The following is a 14552-nucleotide window of genomic DNA, read 5'->3' as shown; positions in this document are numbered from 1 at the left end:
TCGGACCGGGCGGCAACGCTGGGGACTGGACCCGCCCGGGCCCGTGGCGGGCCGCGTTGCGGGCCCGCGACGGGACGCTCGCCTCCGGCGGCCGTGGCGGTCGCCGGAGGCGCACCCACGCCGCACACCACCGAGGGCCCGTCCGGGCCGGATGAGGGACCATGAGCACGACTTCCACGGCGCCGGACCGCACGCGCGCCATCGACGACGACGCCCCCGCCGGGCGTCGCGGTGCAGCCGGACGCGGCCCCGACGGGCTGACGGGCACCCTGGTCAAGATCGTCCTGCTGGGACTCGTGGACGCCTTCGCGGGCTTCGTGCTGTTCCAGCTCGCCGCCGCCGGCGACTGGGTGGTCTTCGCCCTGACGCTGGCCGTGACCCTGCTGATCAACTGGATCTACCTCCGCCGCGGCGGCCTGCCGGCGAAGTACCTGGCCCCGGGTGTGTTCTTCCTGGTGCTGTTCCAGGTGTTCGTGGTGCTGTACTCCTCGTACATCGCCTTCACGAACTACGGCGACGGCCACAACTCGGACAAGCCCGCCGCCATCGAGGCCATCCAGCGCTCGTCGAGCGTGCGCGTGCCGGACTCCCCCGCCTACCCGGTCACCGTCGTGGACCGCGGTGGGGAGCTGCACCTGCTCACCGTCCAGGACGGGCAGGCGATGGTCGGCTCCTCGGAGAGCCCTCTCGAGCCCGTGGAGGCCGAGGTCTCCGGCGACCGGCCCGTCTCCGCGGACGGGTACACCTCCCTCACCTTCGGCGACCTGCTGAGCCGGCAGGGCGAGGTCGCCGAGCTGGACGTCCCGCTCACGGACGACCCCGCCGCGGGCTCCCTCAAGACCCAGGACGGCTCGGTCGCCTACGCCTACGCCCCGGCGTTGAGATACGACGAGGCCACGGACACCTTCACCGACAGCCAGGACGGCACCGTCTACCGCGACAACGGCGAGGGGCAGTTCGCCGCGGAGGACGGCAGCACCCTGCAGAACGGCTGGCGCGTGTTCGTCGGCATGGAGAACTTCACCAAGGCCTTCACCGACCCCCAGCTGCGGGACCCGCTCATCCGGGTGACCGTGTGGACCTTCGCCTTCGCGCTGCTGTCCGTGGCGAGCACCTTCGTGCTCGGCCTGCTGCTGGCCATCACCTTCAACAAGGCCACCATGCGCGGGCGCCGCATGTACCGCGTGCTGATGATCCTCCCCTACGCCTTCCCGGCGTTCCTGTCCGGCCTCGTGTGGTCCGGCCTGCTGAACCCGGAGTTCGGGTTCGTCAACAACACCCTGTTCGGCGGGGCGGACATCCAGTGGCTCACGGACCCGTGGCTCGCCAAGTTCTCCGTCCTGCTGGTGAACCTGTGGCTCGGCTTCCCCTACATGTTCCTGGTGACCACGGGTGCCCTCCAGTCGCTCCCGGAGGACGTGGACGAGGCCGCCAAGATGGACGGCGCGAGCGCGTGGCGGATCTTCCGCTCCATCAAGCTCCCGCTGCTGCTGGTGTCGGTGGCGCCGCTGCTGATCTCCTCGTTCGCCTTCAACTTCAACAACTTCAACATCATCTACATGCTGACCGGCGGCGGCCCGCAGTTCCCGGACGCCTCCGGCAACATCGGCGCCACGGACATCCTGATCACGGTGGTCTACAAGACGGCCTTCTCCGGCGTGGGCCGTGACTTCGGCCTCGCCTCGGCCCTGTCGATCGTGATCTTCCTGATCGTGGCCACCGTCTCCGCCCTCAGCTTCAGCCGCACCAAGGCCCTCGAGGAGATCAACTCGTGAGCAGCTCCCCCGCACGCCAGGACCCCCGCGGACCCCGGGACGTCCCCGGGCCGGACACGGCCACCGTCACGGCGTCCGCCGCCCCCGCCCGGGCCGCCACCGGCATGGCCGCGGCGCTGGCCGCCCAGGAGGCCGACCCGATCCGCTGGGACGACGACGGCCCCTCCGGCTCCCAGCGCGGCTTCGGCCGCTGGCTCAAGGAGGACGGCTGGCGGCACGCCGTGGGCGTGCTGGCGAGCGCGTTCTCCCTCTTCCCGCTGCTGTACGTGCTCTCGGCGTCCTTCGACCCGACCGGCACGATGGCCAGCTCCAACACGCTGTTCAGCGCGTTCAGCACGCAGAACTACGTGGACCTGTTCCAGGACCAGCAGCGCCCGTTCGGCCGGTGGTTCATGAACACCCTGATCATCGGCGTGGTGACCTCGGTGGCCACCGTGTTCCTCGGCGCCCTGGCCGCCTACGCGTTCTCGCGGATGCGCTTCCGGGGCCGGCGCGTGGGCCTGCTGACCCTGCTGCTGGTGCAGATGTTCCCGCAGCTGCTGGCCGTCGTCGCGATCTTCCTGCTGCTGAACTGGATCGGGGACATCGTGCCCGCGCTGGGCATCGGCACGCACCTGGGCCTGATCATGGTCTACCTCGGCGGCGCGCTGGGCGTGAACACCTACCTGATGTACGGCTTCTTCAACACGGTCCCCACGTCCCTGGACGAGGCCGCGAAGCTGGACGGCGCCTCCCACGTGCAGATCTTCTTCCGGATCATCCTGCGCCTGGTCACGCCGATCCTCGCGGTGGTGGCGCTGCTGTCCTTCATCTCCACGGTGTCCGAGTTCGTGATCGCCTCCGTGGTCCTCACCGACCCGCAGGCGCAGACCCTGGCCGTGGGCCTGTACGGGTACGTCTCGGAGACCCGGTCCGAGAACTGGGGCGTGTTCGCCGCCGGCGCGGTGCTGGCCGCCCTGCCGGTGATGGCTCTGTTCCTCTTCCTGCAGAAGTACATCGTCTCCGGCCTCACCGCCGGCGGCGTGAAGGGCTGACGACGACGCCGAGCGTCCCCTTCCACGCGAAGGGGCGCCCGGCGTCGTGGGCTCGAGGAGCTCAGAGGCCGGCTGCCGACACCCCCGCCTCAGCCTGGGAGGACGTGAAGCCTTCGAAGACGAGCTGGTCGACGAGCGCCGACCGCGACATGGACGTGTGCTCCAGATAGGACGCGGCCGATTCCGCCGCCTCGGCGGCCCAGTCCACATCCAGGCCTTCAACGGCGGACATCGCCTCTTCCGCGGAGAAGCCCTCGTACTGGAGCTGGTCGATCAGGCCGGACTCGGACATGCCGGAGTGCTTCAGATACGACCGCGCGGACTCCACGGCCTCAGACGCGGTGTCCACGCCGACGGCGGCCACCGCTCCGGCCGCCTGTTCCGGGGTGTACCCCTCGAACTCGAGCTGCCCCTGGAGACCCTCCTCGGAGAACGCGGTGTGCTCGAGGTAGGCCTCTGCAGACTGGAGAGCCTCCGCGTCGAAGTCGATGCCCATCCCGTCGACTGTCTGGGTGGCCACGGCATTCGAGTAGCCCTCGTACTCGAGCTGATCAATGAGACCGGTGCGCGAGAATCCCGTGAACTCGAGGTAGGACCGTGCCTGGTTGCGCGCCGCGGCGACCTCACCCGAGCCGGCCTCCGCAGCCGCCGAGGTATCTGAGGACTCCTCATCTCTCTCGGACCCGGATTCCCCGCCCTCCGTCGGAGCCGCAGCCGGCGCCGCCGTCGGCGAGTCGTCCCCCTCCGACCCCGCCGCGGCGGCCTCCTCAGCGGATGCCGGACTCGAGGTCGGCGCAGAGGACGACGGGGCGAGCGCCAAGCGGGTGACACCTGGCAGTGACCACCCTGTGACGCACCTCATCCTCACAGGTGATCCCTTGACAGTCAGGGCCCGATGCCCCGCCCCCCCGAGGCCAGACTCAGAGGGTGGCGGAGCGGCGGGCGCGCTCGACGATCGCGCGGCGGCGCTCGGCGAGGCGGTCCCACGGGCGGTCCACGCCGGTGGAGTGCAGCGCCGGGGAGAGTTCGCGCGTGACCGCGGCGGCCACCTCGGCGGCGTCGACGCCCTCCGGGGCCTCCCACCAGCTCAGGCGCAGGTGGGCGCGCATCCAGGCGGTCAGCTCCTCCTCGGCGTCCGAGGTCAGGCCCCGCCGGCCGGAGACGCCGGGGCTGCGCGGGACGCCGTCCAGCTCCAGGTCCTCCGAGAGCAGCGCGGCCAGGCCGGCGCGCAGGTGGGAGGCGGCCGTGCGCCCGGACTGGAAGTGGGCGCGCACCGTGCGGTCCCGCAGGGACTCCGGCGCCGCGATCACGTAGACGAGCCCGCCCGCGAGCGCGCGGTCCGTGAGGCCGAGGCGACGGGCGCCGTCGAGGTCCACGTGCACGCCCACCACGCCGGGGGAGTCGGGCGCGTCCGCCACGAACTCGGCATGGGGCACCGCGCGGGCGGCGGTCAGGGAGAGCAGGGCGTCCGTGGCCGGGCTGGGCGTGAAGGCGGGGTGCGGGGTGCTCATGGGTTCATGATGATTCACCGAGTCGCCCCGGACGGACCCGCGTTCAGCATGTGGAACCCGTCTCACTCCGTGAACGTGGCCGGCTGGTGGCCGGCCAGGCAGAGTCCGCCGCCCTCCTCGCGGAAGGCGAGGGAGCCGGGGTGCCGGTCACTGTCCCGGACCGCGTCGAAGTCCGACTCGACGTTGATCTCCCAGTCAGGCCCCATGGCCTGGACGTCCTGCGACCACCAGCGCGCCCGGAACGGCTCCGGCTCCCCGGCTCCGGCGCCCGACCAGCCGGCGGGGTCACCCAGATCCACGGCCGCCCCGGGCACAGGTTCGGCTCCTCCCCCTCCTGCGCCGCGGCGATCACGTCCCGGGCGGCCGCCTTCACGGCGTACCCGTCGGCCCCCCAGATCACCCGGTCCACCACCGCGCAGCCCGGGAGGCCCGCCCCGAGGGCGAGAACGAGGATCACCGCACCCCCGCGCACCCACGCCGGGGCCCGCCGCACTCCGTCCCTGTCATCGACCGGAGAACCTCTCATGCCCCGACCCTAGAGGCCCCCTGCGGCGCCATCCATGGGATCGTGGGCCCATGCTCCCCCGCCTGCGCCGCACCCGGCCCGCCCTCGCCCGCCCGGGGCGGATCCACACCGCCCGCACGGGCCCGTCCCGGCCCGACGACGTCTGGGCCGCCTACCTGCATCCGGACCGCTGGCCGTCCTGGGCGCCGCACCTGACCGGCGTCGAGACCGCGGACGCGGTGATACGCCCCGGCACCACGGGCGTCGTGACCGCGGCGTGGGCGGTGCCCGTCCCGTTCCGGGTGACCGCCGTGGACGCGTCCGCCCGCACCTGGGCGTGGGGCGTCCGCCTCGGGCCGTGGCGCATGGCCCTGGAGCACACCGTGGAGCCCGCCTCCGCCCCCGCGGGGGACCACTACGACGCCGGCACGCGCGCCGGCGTGACCGTCACCGGGCCGCGGTGGCTGCTGGCGGCCTACCGGCCGCTGATGGGGTACGCGCTGGGACGCCTCACGCGCGTCGTCTGACCGGCTCCGGACCGCGGCGCCGCCCCCGGTCCCTCAGACCAGGCGCGGCAGCGCCTCGGCCACGGAGGCGACCACCTCGTGCGTGGCCGCCCGCACCGGCTCCGGCGACCACGGGAAGCTGAAGGAGCGGTCCGCCACGGCGTGCATGGACAGGTCGTTCCACGAGTCGCCGAACGTGATCAGCTCGATCTCCTCCCGCGGGACCCCCAGATGGGTCAACAGCCAGCCCAGGGCGTCGCCCTTGGTGGAGCCCGCCGGCAGGATGTCCGCGAAGTGCTCGTTGACCTGCACCACGGCGTCCTCGAACGTGGCCTCCACCCAGTCGGCCACGCGGCGGCGCTCGGCGTCGTCCGGGATCCACACGGGCATGCTGACGAAGTCCTCCGCCTCGGCGGCGTCCGGGCCGAGCTCGCGCACCTCGCGCAGGAGCGCGTGGCCGCGGCCGTCCGCGCGGGTGGAGAAGAACCGGCCGTCCGCCTGCCCCACCGCCGAGCCGTACGCGGTCACCTCCGGCATGTCCCGCACCTGCTCGAGCACGCCCCGCACCGTGGCGCGGGAGAGGGTGCGGCGGTGCAGGACCTGCCCGGCGGCGTCCACCACGACGGCGCCCGTCGCCAGGATCCCGAAGTCCACCTCCACGGGACCGGAGCGCTGGGCGAGCTCGAACGCGGCGGTCGAGCGGCCGGTGGCGGCGACAGCCAGGTGCCCGGCGGCGCGCCAGTCCCGGACGGCGGCCACCGTCTCCGGGGCGATCCGGTCCTCGAAGAGCAGGGTCCCGTCGACGTCGAGTGCGGCGATCCTCATGCCCCGCACGCTACCGGCGGGGCTACGCTCGCCCCATGCTCCCCGCCCCCACCGCCCGCCTGCGCTTCCGGGAGATGACGGAGGCCGACGTCGTCCCGATGGCCGCGCTGCTCGGCGACCCGGCCGTGATGGCCTACTACCCCGACCCGAAGACGCCCGAGGAGGCGGCCCTCTGGATCGCCGGCAACCGGACGCGGTACCTGCGGGACGGGCACGGGCTGTGGATCATCGAGACGCACGAGGGCGCCTTCCTCGGGGACTGCGGCCTGACCTGGCAGTCCGTGAACGGCGAGCGCCGGCTCGAGGTCGGCTACCACGTGCGCACCGACCGGCAGGGGCGCGGCTACGCCACCGAGGCCGCCGCGGCGTGCCGGGATCTCGCCCGCGAGCGCGCCCTGGCGGACGAACTCGTGGCGATCGTCCATCCGGAGAACACGGCCTCGCTGCGGGTGGCCGAGAAGATCGGCATGACCCATGTGGACGACGACGTCTCGGGCATGCCCGCCGAGGTGTTCGCGGCACTCGGGATCGCCTCCCGCACCGTGATGGGGATGCCGCTGGCCTGAGCCCCCGGCCGGCCGTCGCGGCCCGTCGTGGGCCGTCAGGCCAGGGCCTGCAGCGCCTCCACGAGTTCCTGCACGGCCAACGCCTCGGGCGCGTCCGTGGGGGTGAGCGGCCCCTCGACGCCCGCGACGGCGTCGAGGAACGCGGTGGCGGCGATCGCCGCGTCCGGGCCGCCGCCGGTGAGCACGTGCGCACCGTCCCGGGTGAGGGTGCCGCCGCGCACCTCCCACGTCGGTGCGCCCGCCGGACCCTCGGCGCGGGCCGTGAACGTGCGCCGCTCGTTCGCGGTGACGCTCAGCCGGATCTCCGTGGCGCCCGCGCGCAGCACGGCGGCCCCGCCGGCGTCGGACAGGCCGTCCGCGGCGGGCTCGAGCGTGCAGGCCACGGGCTCCAGCTCCCCCAGCCCGAGGCGCCGGGCCAGGTGCACCAGGTGCAGGCCGAGGTCCAGGAAGTTCCCGGACCCGCCGCGGGCGGGGTCCACCATCCACGCGTGCTCGCCGGTGAACATGCCGGACACCCGGCCGTCGTGGCCGAAGTCCACGGTGATCCGCTCCGGCGGCTGACCGTGCTCGACGGCGGCGCGCACCTCCCCGATCCACCGGCGGGTGGCCGGCAGCAGGTGCTGGAAGAAGCCCACGGAGTGCGGGCGGCCCTCGAGCGCGGCGGCCACCTCGGCGGCCGCGGCGGCGTCCACCCCCAGCGGCTTCTCCACGAGCACGGGGATCCCGGCGGGCACGGCGCGCACCTGCGCCGCATGGCGCCCGGTCCGGCCGTCCAGGATGACGGCGTCCACGCCGTCCCAGTCGATCCCCGCCGCCTGCGCGGCGGGGTCGGGGGCGCCGCCGTCGTCCGAGAACTCGGCGGCGAGACGGGCGCGCGGGTGCCGGGCGACGGCGTCGCGGTGGTCCTGCGTGTGGACGTGCGTGGCGCCCCAGATCAGGACGGCCACGGAGGGCTCGGCGGAGATCGGGGGCGCCACGGGGGTCACGGTGTGCGGCCGGTCAGCGGAGGACGCGGCGGTGACGGGCGAGGAGCTCCTCGGCCGCCTCGGCCCCGGCGGCGCGGACGTCGTAGGTGCCGTGCTGCTCGAAGAAGTCCTGGGCGGCGGCGGTGATCTCGAAGTTCGTGGGGTCCTGCGGCGGCACGGCCTCGGTGAGCACGTGGATGAGGTAGGTCTCGGCGTCGGCCAGCTGGCCGTCCAGGTCGTGGTTCTGCGGCATGGTGGTGTCGTCCTCGGGGGTCTAGGCCCCCGGGCTGATCCGCGGGGTGCAGAGCGGAAGCCTAACCCGGCCGGCGCCGCCGCGGGGAGAGCGGTGCGTCCCGGGAGCGCCGACGGCATCCGCGCAGGTCAGGGCATCCGCCCCGGCAGGACGGCTCAGCCGGCCAGCGTGGCGTAGACCACGTGGTTCGCCTCCCACCGGCCGGTCCAGGCGCTGTAGGCGTCGCACGTGATGAGGCGCAGCTGGGCGTCGTCCGTGTTCCCGTAGACCTCGTCCGCAGGGAAGTCCTCCCGCTCGTAGGACACGCTGCGGTCCACCTCGAACACCGCCGTGGTGCCGTCCTCCCGGTCCACCTCGACGACGTCCCCCGGCTCCAGCTCCGCCAGTCGCCCGAACACGCCGAGCCGCCCGGCCGCGTTCCCGACGTGCCCCAGCAGGACGGCCGGCCCCCGCTCGCCGGGCGTCGGGGAGTTGCGGTACCAGCCGGCCGGGGAGCCCGCGCCCGTGGGCGGGACCTCCACCGTGCCGTCCTCGTGCAGCCCGAGCTCCAGGAGCGTCGAGTCGACGCCGATCCTCTCGACCCGCACCCGGACCGGGGCGGACTCCGGCATGACCTCGGGCTCGGGGGCGGGGGCCGCCTCGGCGGGCTCGGCCGAGGGGGTCGCGGACGCCGCACCGTCCGCGCCGAAGTACTCCTCGACCTGATCCTCGCGGGACCAGTCCTCAGCGGACACCGTCGACGACGGGGCGAGGGAGGACGAGGGGGCCGGCGGTGCGGAGGAGGGCGAGGCGGGGGGCGTGGCGGGGGGCGCCGTCGTGCCGGGAGGAGGAGCTGGCGTCGTGCTGGGAGCGGCCTGCGGGGCCGGGGCGGCGGCCGGGCTCGCCTCCGGCCCGCCGCAGCCGGCCACGAGCAGGCACAGCGCCGCCGCGGACGCGGCGAGGCGTCCGCGGCGGAGCGGTGCGGTGAGGCTCATCCGGAGACGGTACCTCCGCTGCGGGCCTGGATCAGGCCTGACGACGGCGCATCGCCACGCCGGTGCCGGCTACGGCGGCCAGGGCCAGCGCGCCCGCCGCGAACGGGGCCAGCGGGGTGCCCTCGGCGCCGGTGTCCGGGGTGCCCTCGGGGACGACGGTGACCTGCGGCTCGTCCTCGGACTCCTCCGACTCCGCCTCGGTCTCGGTGTACTTGGCGACGATGGCGGCAGGAACGTCGGCGTCGTCGCCGTTGACCTCGCAGCCGATGCCGTCGAGATCCGCGTCGAGGTCGATGTGGTAGTACTCCGAGGACTTCGGGAGGTTCGCCAGGCCAGCAGCGAAGACGTCCTTGCAGTCCGGGTACGTGTACTGGTTGTCGATCGAGTCCGGCTGGGTGACGTGATCCGGCAGGTCCGAGTCGACATCGACGGAGGGGGCCGAGGGGGCCCACTTCGTCGTGTTGTAGTAGCCCGCGTTCTCCGGGTTCTCGCAGCCGATCAGGTCGTCATCGCTGTTGTCGAGACCGGAGTCGTACTGCGGGTGCTCCGGACCGATATGGGAGATGCCAGACGCGTACACCTCGTCGCAGTTCTTGAAGTTGCCGTTGCGGTCCAGGGCGGACGCCGGGGCGGCGGAGAAGGCGGTCAGGGACAGGGCGGCGGCCAGGGTGAGGCCGGTGGCGGTCTTCTTCATGGAGTCCTCAGGGTCGAGAGCGGGGTGTGGCGTGACGCACGTGTGCACGCGATCCAGCGCACACGGTGCTCTCAGTACTACCAGTATCTCAGCACACGCGTCCACCCTTGACAGCCCCCTGACAGGGTCGGCATCCGCCCACGCCAGCAGCCTGGCAGCGGGTCCGGCGGACCTCCCTCGGCCGCCCCGCCCCGGTCCGCCGCCGCGCGGCCCCCAGACTGGACAGCGGGCCCCGGACCGGCCGGAGCCCGGAAGGGAGCCCGCCATCACCGCCACCGCCCACCGCGCCGCAGCCGCCCTGCTCGCCTCGGCCGCACTCGCCCTGTCCGGGTGCGGGACGGACGCACCCGCTCCCGCCCCGACCTCCCCGGCACCGGCGTCCTCCGCCTCCCCGGCCGCCACCCCGTCCGCCACGACGCCGAGCACCTCCGCCGCGGCCTCCTCGGCCGCCGCCTCGACGGCGCCCGCCGCGAGCACGTCAGCCCCGACCAGCCCCGCGCCGACGGCGAGCGAGGTCCCGGAGGCGGACGCGCCGTCGTCGTCCTCCGCCGCCCGGACCCCGCGGGCCACGGTCGGGGCGGGCGCCACCGACTGCTCCGCCGCCGCGTGCGTGGCCCTGACCTTCGACGACGGGCCCGTGCGTCCGACCACCGTGGAGGTGCTCGACGCCCTCGCCGCGCGGGACGTGCCGGCCACGTTCTTCGTGATCGGACGGCTGGCCGAGCAGGAGCCGGAGCTGCTGCGGCGCATGGCCGCCGAGGGGCACGAGATCGGCAACCACACGCACACGCACCCGGACCTGACCACGCTGGACCGGGCGGAGGCCGTGGCCGAGCTGGAGGCCGCGCAGGACGCGGTGGAGGCGGCCACGGGCGAGCGACCCACGGTCGCCCGACCCCCGTGGGGCTTCCACGACGCCGGCGTGGACGCGGCCATCGAGGAGACGGTGGGCACCGCGCTGACCTGGACCGCGGACACCGAGGACTGGCAGAGCCGCAGCGCCGCGGCGGTGACGGACGTGGAGGTCTCCGCGGGGGACGTGGTGCTGATGCACGACATCTACCCGTCCACCTCCGGGGCCGTCGGCGCGCTCGTGGACCGGCTCGAGGCGGAGGGCTACACGCTGGTCACGGTGAGCGACCTCCTGGACGGCTGACCTGCGGCGCTTAATGCGTCCGCCGCGTCCGTAGGGTGCACCCCATGGACAGTCGTGCGCGCGATCGGGACCCCTCCGAGCAGGAGGCGCTGCTGCGCCGCGCCGCCGAGGAGTGGCAGGACGCCCTGATCGACGTCGGCGGCACCAACCGGCTGCTCCACTTCCGGCCCACCGCCGCCACCGTGGACCTCACCGAGGCGGACCCCGCCGCGCTGCGGAGCCTGCTCGCCGGGGAGGACGTGCGCCTGAGCCGCCTGGTCCCCGGCGCGGAGGCCCAGGCCGCGGCCCACCGCGCGTGCGGGCGGCTGCACCGCCGCCAGCGCGAGGCCGTGGAGGAGTACGGCGTGCCCGTGGCCCACCTGGCGGTGGGCTTCGCCCGCTGGGACACGGACGGGGACGCCCCCGCCGCGCACGCACCCGTCCTGCTGCGCCCCCTGCGCGTGGAGCGCACCCGCGGACCCGGGGACGGCTGGACCCTGGCGCTCACGGACGACGTCCAGGTCAACGGCGTCCTGCTGCACGTGCTCGCCCGCGCCGGCACGGAGATCGCGGAGGAGGACCTCCTCGAGCCCCTCGAGGACCTCGGCCCCGAGCAGGGCCTGCGCGTGGCGCTGGCCCGCCTGGACGCCCTGTGCGCGGACGTGGCGGGCTTCGCCGTCGAGGACCGGGCCGTGCTGGCCGCCTTCTCCTACCAGAAGCAGGCCATGGTGGCGGACGTGACGGACCTCGAGGCCCTCGCCGCCTCGCCGCTCGCCCGCGCCCTCGCGGGGGACCCGGAGGCCGTGGAGCAGACCCGCTCCGCGGCCCGGGACGCGGACCTCTCCCCCGCCTCGCCGGACTACCGCCCGGTGGACTCGGAGCACCTGGTGCTGGACGCGGACGCGAGCCAGTCGTACGTGGTCAACGCCGCCCTGGCCGGGCGGAACCTCGTGGTGCAGGGCCCGCCCGGGACGGGCAAGTCCCAGACCATCGCCAACATGATCGCGGCGCTGGCCGCCGAGGGCCGCACGGTGCTGTTCGTGGCGCAGAAGCGCGCCGCCATCACCGCCGTCCTGGACCGGCTGGAGCACGTGGGGCTCTCCCACGCCCTGCTGGACCTCTTCGCCGCGGAGGGCTCCCGGCGGGCGGTGGCCCGCCAGCTCAAGGAGGCGCTCGAGCGCGAGCCGGACGAGGAGCAGCCGGACACGGACGGGGTCCGCCGGCGACTGACCGCCACCCGGGACCGCCTCGTGGCCCACAAGGACGCCCTGACGGAGCCCGTGCACGGCTGGGGCGTGTCCGTGGCGGAGCTGCGCACGGCCCAGGCCGGGATCCCCGAGGCCGCCCGCTCCGGCTTCCGGCTGCCCGCCGAGACGTTCGCGGACTGGACCCCGGACACGCTCGCCCGCCACGCGGACGCCCTGGACGAGCTGCACGACCTCGGCGCCCTCGGCCCCGCGTGGCACACCGCCCCCGGCTGGCGGCCCGAGGCCGTCGCCTCCCGGGAGGACGCCCGACGCCGGCGCGGGCTCGTCCTGGACGTGCAGCAGCGCCTGGTCTCCCTGGACCACCTACTCCCAGCGCTGGCGCGCGCCGCCGGGTACCCCGCCCCGGAGACGGTCGAGCAGGCCCGGTGGGTGCTGTCCCTGCACGAGGACGCCGCGCTCCTGGCCGAGCGCGCCCCCGGCCTGGTCCTGTCCCCCGAGGTGGACGAGATCGCCGAGGCCCTGGGCGGCGGGGAGGACGTGGGCTTCTGGCGGCGCCGCGGGCTGCGACGTCGCGTCCGGGACCTGATGGCGGACGTGCCCGAGGAGGAGCGCCCCGCGCTCCTGCGCCGGGCCCACGGGCTGCGCCGCTACTGGCGCGCGGACACCGCGCCCGCGCCCGCCCCCGGGCGCGCCGAGGCCCGGGCCGTGCTCGAGGAGGCCGAGGCCCTCCTGGCCGAGCTCTCCCCCTGGGTGCAGGGGGTGGACCTGTCCGCGCTCGGGTTCGCGGAGCTGCGGGACCGCCTGGCGTCCCTGACCGACGGCGCCCGCACCAGCGCGCTCGTGCGCGCCGCGGACGCCCGCCGCGCCCTGGCCGAGGACGGGCTGGACCCGTTCGTGCGGCTGCTCGTCTCCCGGCTCCAGGCGGGCGAGCCGCTCACGGCCCCGCCCGGCCTGCAGCTGCGCTGGGTGGTGCTGCGCTCCCTGCTCGAGGAGGCGGAGCTGACCAGCCCCGGGCTGGCCGGCCTGCGCGGCGCGGACCTGGACCGGGCCGGGGAGGCGTTCCGCGCGCTGGACGCGGCGCACCTGGCGGGCAACGCGGACCGCGTGCGCGCCCGCCTGTCCGGGCACCTGGACCGGGCGGTGGACGAGCACGGCGCCGAGTACACGCGCCTGATCACCGAGGTCACGCGCCGCCGCGGCGTCCGCCCCGTGCGACGCCTCCTCCAGGACGCCCCCCACGTGATGCTCGCCGCCACGCCCGTGTGGGCCATGAGCCCCCTGCAGGTCTCCCGGCTGCTGCCGCTGCGGCGGTGCTTCGACGTCGTGATCTTCGACGAGGCCAGCCAGGTGCGCCCCGCGGACGCGATCCCCGCGCTGCTGCGCGCCGGCCAGGCCGTGGTGGCCGGGGACAGCCGCCAGCTGCCGCCCACCGAGTTCTTCGCCAAGGTCATGGAGGAGGAGTCCGAGGACGAGGACGCCGCCCTGGCCTCCGCCGGCCGCGGCGGGGCCCGGCGACGCGCGGACGAGGCCCCCGCCGGCTCCCTCACCCGGGACGCGGAGAGCATCCTGGCCGCCATGGACCGGCTCCTGGCCGGGCAGGGCCGCAGCCTCCAGTGGCACTACCGCTCCCGGGACGAGCGGCTGATCGCGGTGTCCAACGAGCACGTCTACCACCGCAGCCTGACCACCTTCCCCGCGGTGGACGCCGCCGAGGCCGTGCGTCACGTGGAGGTCGCCCCCAGCCGCGGGATCGACGGCGGGGCGAACAGCCCCGAGGCGGAGGTGGCCGCCGTCGTCGAGCAGGCCCGCGAGCACGTGCGCCGCCACCCCGGGGAGAGCCTGGGGATCATCGCGTTCGGCGTGAAGCACGAGGCCCGGATCGAACGGGCCCTGGTGGAGGCCATGGCGGAGGACCCCGCGTTCGAGCGGGCCCTGACCGCGCGCCGGGACGAGCCGTGGTTCGTCAAGGCGATCGAGCGCGTGCAGGGCGACGAGCGGGACGCGATCATCCTCAGCGTCGGCTACGGGCGCGGCGAGGACGGGCGGCTGCGCTACCTCTGGGGTCCGCTCCTGCAGGACGGCGGGGAGCGGCGCCTGAACGTGGCCATCAGCCGCGCCCGCCGGCGCATGACCCTGGTCTCCAGCTTCGGCCCGGACGACGTCCCCGCGGACGGCCACCCCTCCGCCGGGTTCCGCCTGATGCACCACTTCCTGCGGTTCATGGCCTCCGGCGGCACGGACCTGGCCTCCGGACCCAGCCGCGGGATCGCGCTGAACCCGTTCGAGCTGGACGTGCAGCGCCGCCTCGAGGGCGCCGGCCTGGCCCTGGATCCGCAGGTGGGCGTGGGCGGCTACCGGATCGACTTCGCCGTGCGGCACCCGGAGAGGCCGGGGCGGCACATCCTGGCCGTGGAGGCCGACGGCGCCTCGTACCACTCCGGGCACACGGCCCGGGAACGGGACCGCCTGCGCCAGAGCATGCTCGAGGCCCGCGGCTGGCGCTTCCACCGCATCTGGAGCACCGACTGGTTCGCGGACGCGGACGCCGAGGTGGCGCGCGTGCTGGACGCGGTGGAGGAGGCCCTCGCCGCGGAGGGCTGA

14 protein-coding genes are annotated in these 14552 nt (G+C 74.8%); 6 read left to right on the top strand and 8 right to left on the bottom strand.

What is annotated here, in order from left to right; genetic code table 11:
* Positions 1-161 precede the first annotated feature (161 nt).
* Both Q4D18_RS00630 and Q4D18_RS00625 read left to right on the top strand, forming a co-directional pair.
* The gene (locus tag Q4D18_RS00630; protein WP_303124781.1) at positions 162-1775 is read left to right on the top strand and encodes an ABC transporter permease subunit; all 1614 of its coding nucleotides are present in this window, start codon (positions 162-164) and stop codon (positions 1773-1775) included.
* A 104-nt stretch (positions 1776-1879) separates the two neighbouring features.
* The gene (locus tag Q4D18_RS00625) at positions 1880-2809 is read left to right on the top strand and encodes a sugar ABC transporter permease (protein ID WP_303124850.1); all 930 of its coding nucleotides are present in this window, start codon (positions 1880-1882) and stop codon (positions 2807-2809) included.
* A gap of 61 nt (positions 2810-2870) precedes the next feature.
* On the opposite strand, the gene Q4D18_RS00620 is transcribed toward Q4D18_RS00625, so the two are convergent.
* The 3 genes from Q4D18_RS00620 to Q4D18_RS00610 all read right to left on the bottom strand — a co-directional run bounded on the left by Q4D18_RS00620 (position 2871) and on the right by Q4D18_RS00610 (position 4619).
* The gene (locus Q4D18_RS00620) at positions 2871-3629 is read right to left on the bottom strand and encodes an Ltp family lipoprotein (RefSeq protein ID WP_303124779.1); all 759 of its coding nucleotides are present in this window, start codon (positions 3627-3629) and stop codon (positions 2871-2873) included.
* A 100-nt stretch (positions 3630-3729) separates the two neighbouring features.
* Entirely contained in the window at positions 3730-4320 is a 591-nt protein-coding gene (locus tag Q4D18_RS00615) for a GIY-YIG nuclease family protein (protein WP_303124777.1), read from the bottom strand.
* A gap of 62 nt (positions 4321-4382) precedes the next feature.
* Positions 4383-4619, bottom strand: coding sequence for a hypothetical protein (locus Q4D18_RS00610; RefSeq protein WP_303124775.1), 237 nt, complete (start codon positions 4617-4619; stop codon positions 4383-4385).
* Between the two features lie 277 nt (positions 4620-4896).
* Here Q4D18_RS00610 and Q4D18_RS00605 point away from each other — a divergent pair, with 277 nt between their 5' ends.
* Positions 4897-5352 (top strand): SRPBCC family protein, encoded by a 456-nt coding sequence (locus tag Q4D18_RS00605; RefSeq protein WP_303124772.1) that lies wholly within the window; start codon positions 4897-4899, stop codon positions 5350-5352.
* Between the two features lie 33 nt (positions 5353-5385).
* Here Q4D18_RS00605 and Q4D18_RS00600 read toward each other — a convergent pair whose 3' ends face one another.
* On the bottom strand, positions 5386-6156 hold the full coding sequence (locus Q4D18_RS00600) for an HAD family hydrolase (protein WP_303124771.1): 771 nt from the start codon (positions 6154-6156) through the stop codon (positions 5386-5388).
* A gap of 35 nt (positions 6157-6191) precedes the next feature.
* On the opposite strand from Q4D18_RS00600, the gene Q4D18_RS00595 reads away from it, so the two are divergent.
* The gene (locus tag Q4D18_RS00595; protein WP_303124769.1) at positions 6192-6722 is read left to right on the top strand and encodes a GNAT family N-acetyltransferase; all 531 of its coding nucleotides are present in this window, start codon (positions 6192-6194) and stop codon (positions 6720-6722) included.
* 35 nt (positions 6723-6757) lie between these two features.
* Here Q4D18_RS00595 and Q4D18_RS00590 read toward each other — a convergent pair whose 3' ends face one another.
* The 4 genes from Q4D18_RS00590 to Q4D18_RS00575 form a co-directional block, all read right to left on the bottom strand.
* Positions 6758-7699: a hypothetical protein gene (locus tag Q4D18_RS00590; RefSeq protein ID WP_303124767.1), complete on the bottom strand. Its 942-nt coding sequence runs from the start codon at positions 7697-7699 to the stop codon at positions 6758-6760.
* A 22-nt stretch (positions 7700-7721) separates the two neighbouring features.
* Positions 7722-7940 (bottom strand): hypothetical protein, encoded by a 219-nt coding sequence (locus Q4D18_RS00585; protein WP_303124765.1) that lies wholly within the window; start codon positions 7938-7940, stop codon positions 7722-7724.
* A gap of 155 nt (positions 7941-8095) precedes the next feature.
* The gene (locus tag Q4D18_RS00580; RefSeq protein WP_303124763.1) at positions 8096-8914 is read right to left on the bottom strand and encodes a class F sortase; all 819 of its coding nucleotides are present in this window, start codon (positions 8912-8914) and stop codon (positions 8096-8098) included.
* Positions 8915-8945: 31 nt separating this feature from the next.
* A complete protein-coding gene (locus tag Q4D18_RS00575) occupies positions 8946-9608 on the bottom strand; it encodes an excalibur calcium-binding domain-containing protein (protein ID WP_303124762.1) in 663 nt (220 codons plus the stop codon).
* Between Q4D18_RS00575 and Q4D18_RS00570 the strand changes: the two genes are divergently transcribed.
* Positions 9607-10764, top strand: coding sequence for a polysaccharide deacetylase family protein (locus tag Q4D18_RS00570; RefSeq protein WP_303124848.1), 1158 nt, complete (start codon positions 9607-9609; stop codon positions 10762-10764). The two genes, Q4D18_RS00575 and Q4D18_RS00570, sit on opposite strands and share 2 nt — an antisense overlap.
* Before the next feature lie 44 nt (positions 10765-10808).
* A complete protein-coding gene (locus tag Q4D18_RS00565; RefSeq protein ID WP_303124760.1) occupies positions 10809-14552 on the top strand; it encodes an AAA domain-containing protein in 3744 nt (1247 codons plus the stop codon).

Source organism: Micrococcus sp., from assembly GCF_030523875.1.
Lineage (GTDB): Bacteria > Actinomycetota > Actinomycetes > Actinomycetales > Micrococcaceae > Micrococcus.
This window is presented reverse-complemented; position numbering and strand designations above follow the sequence as displayed.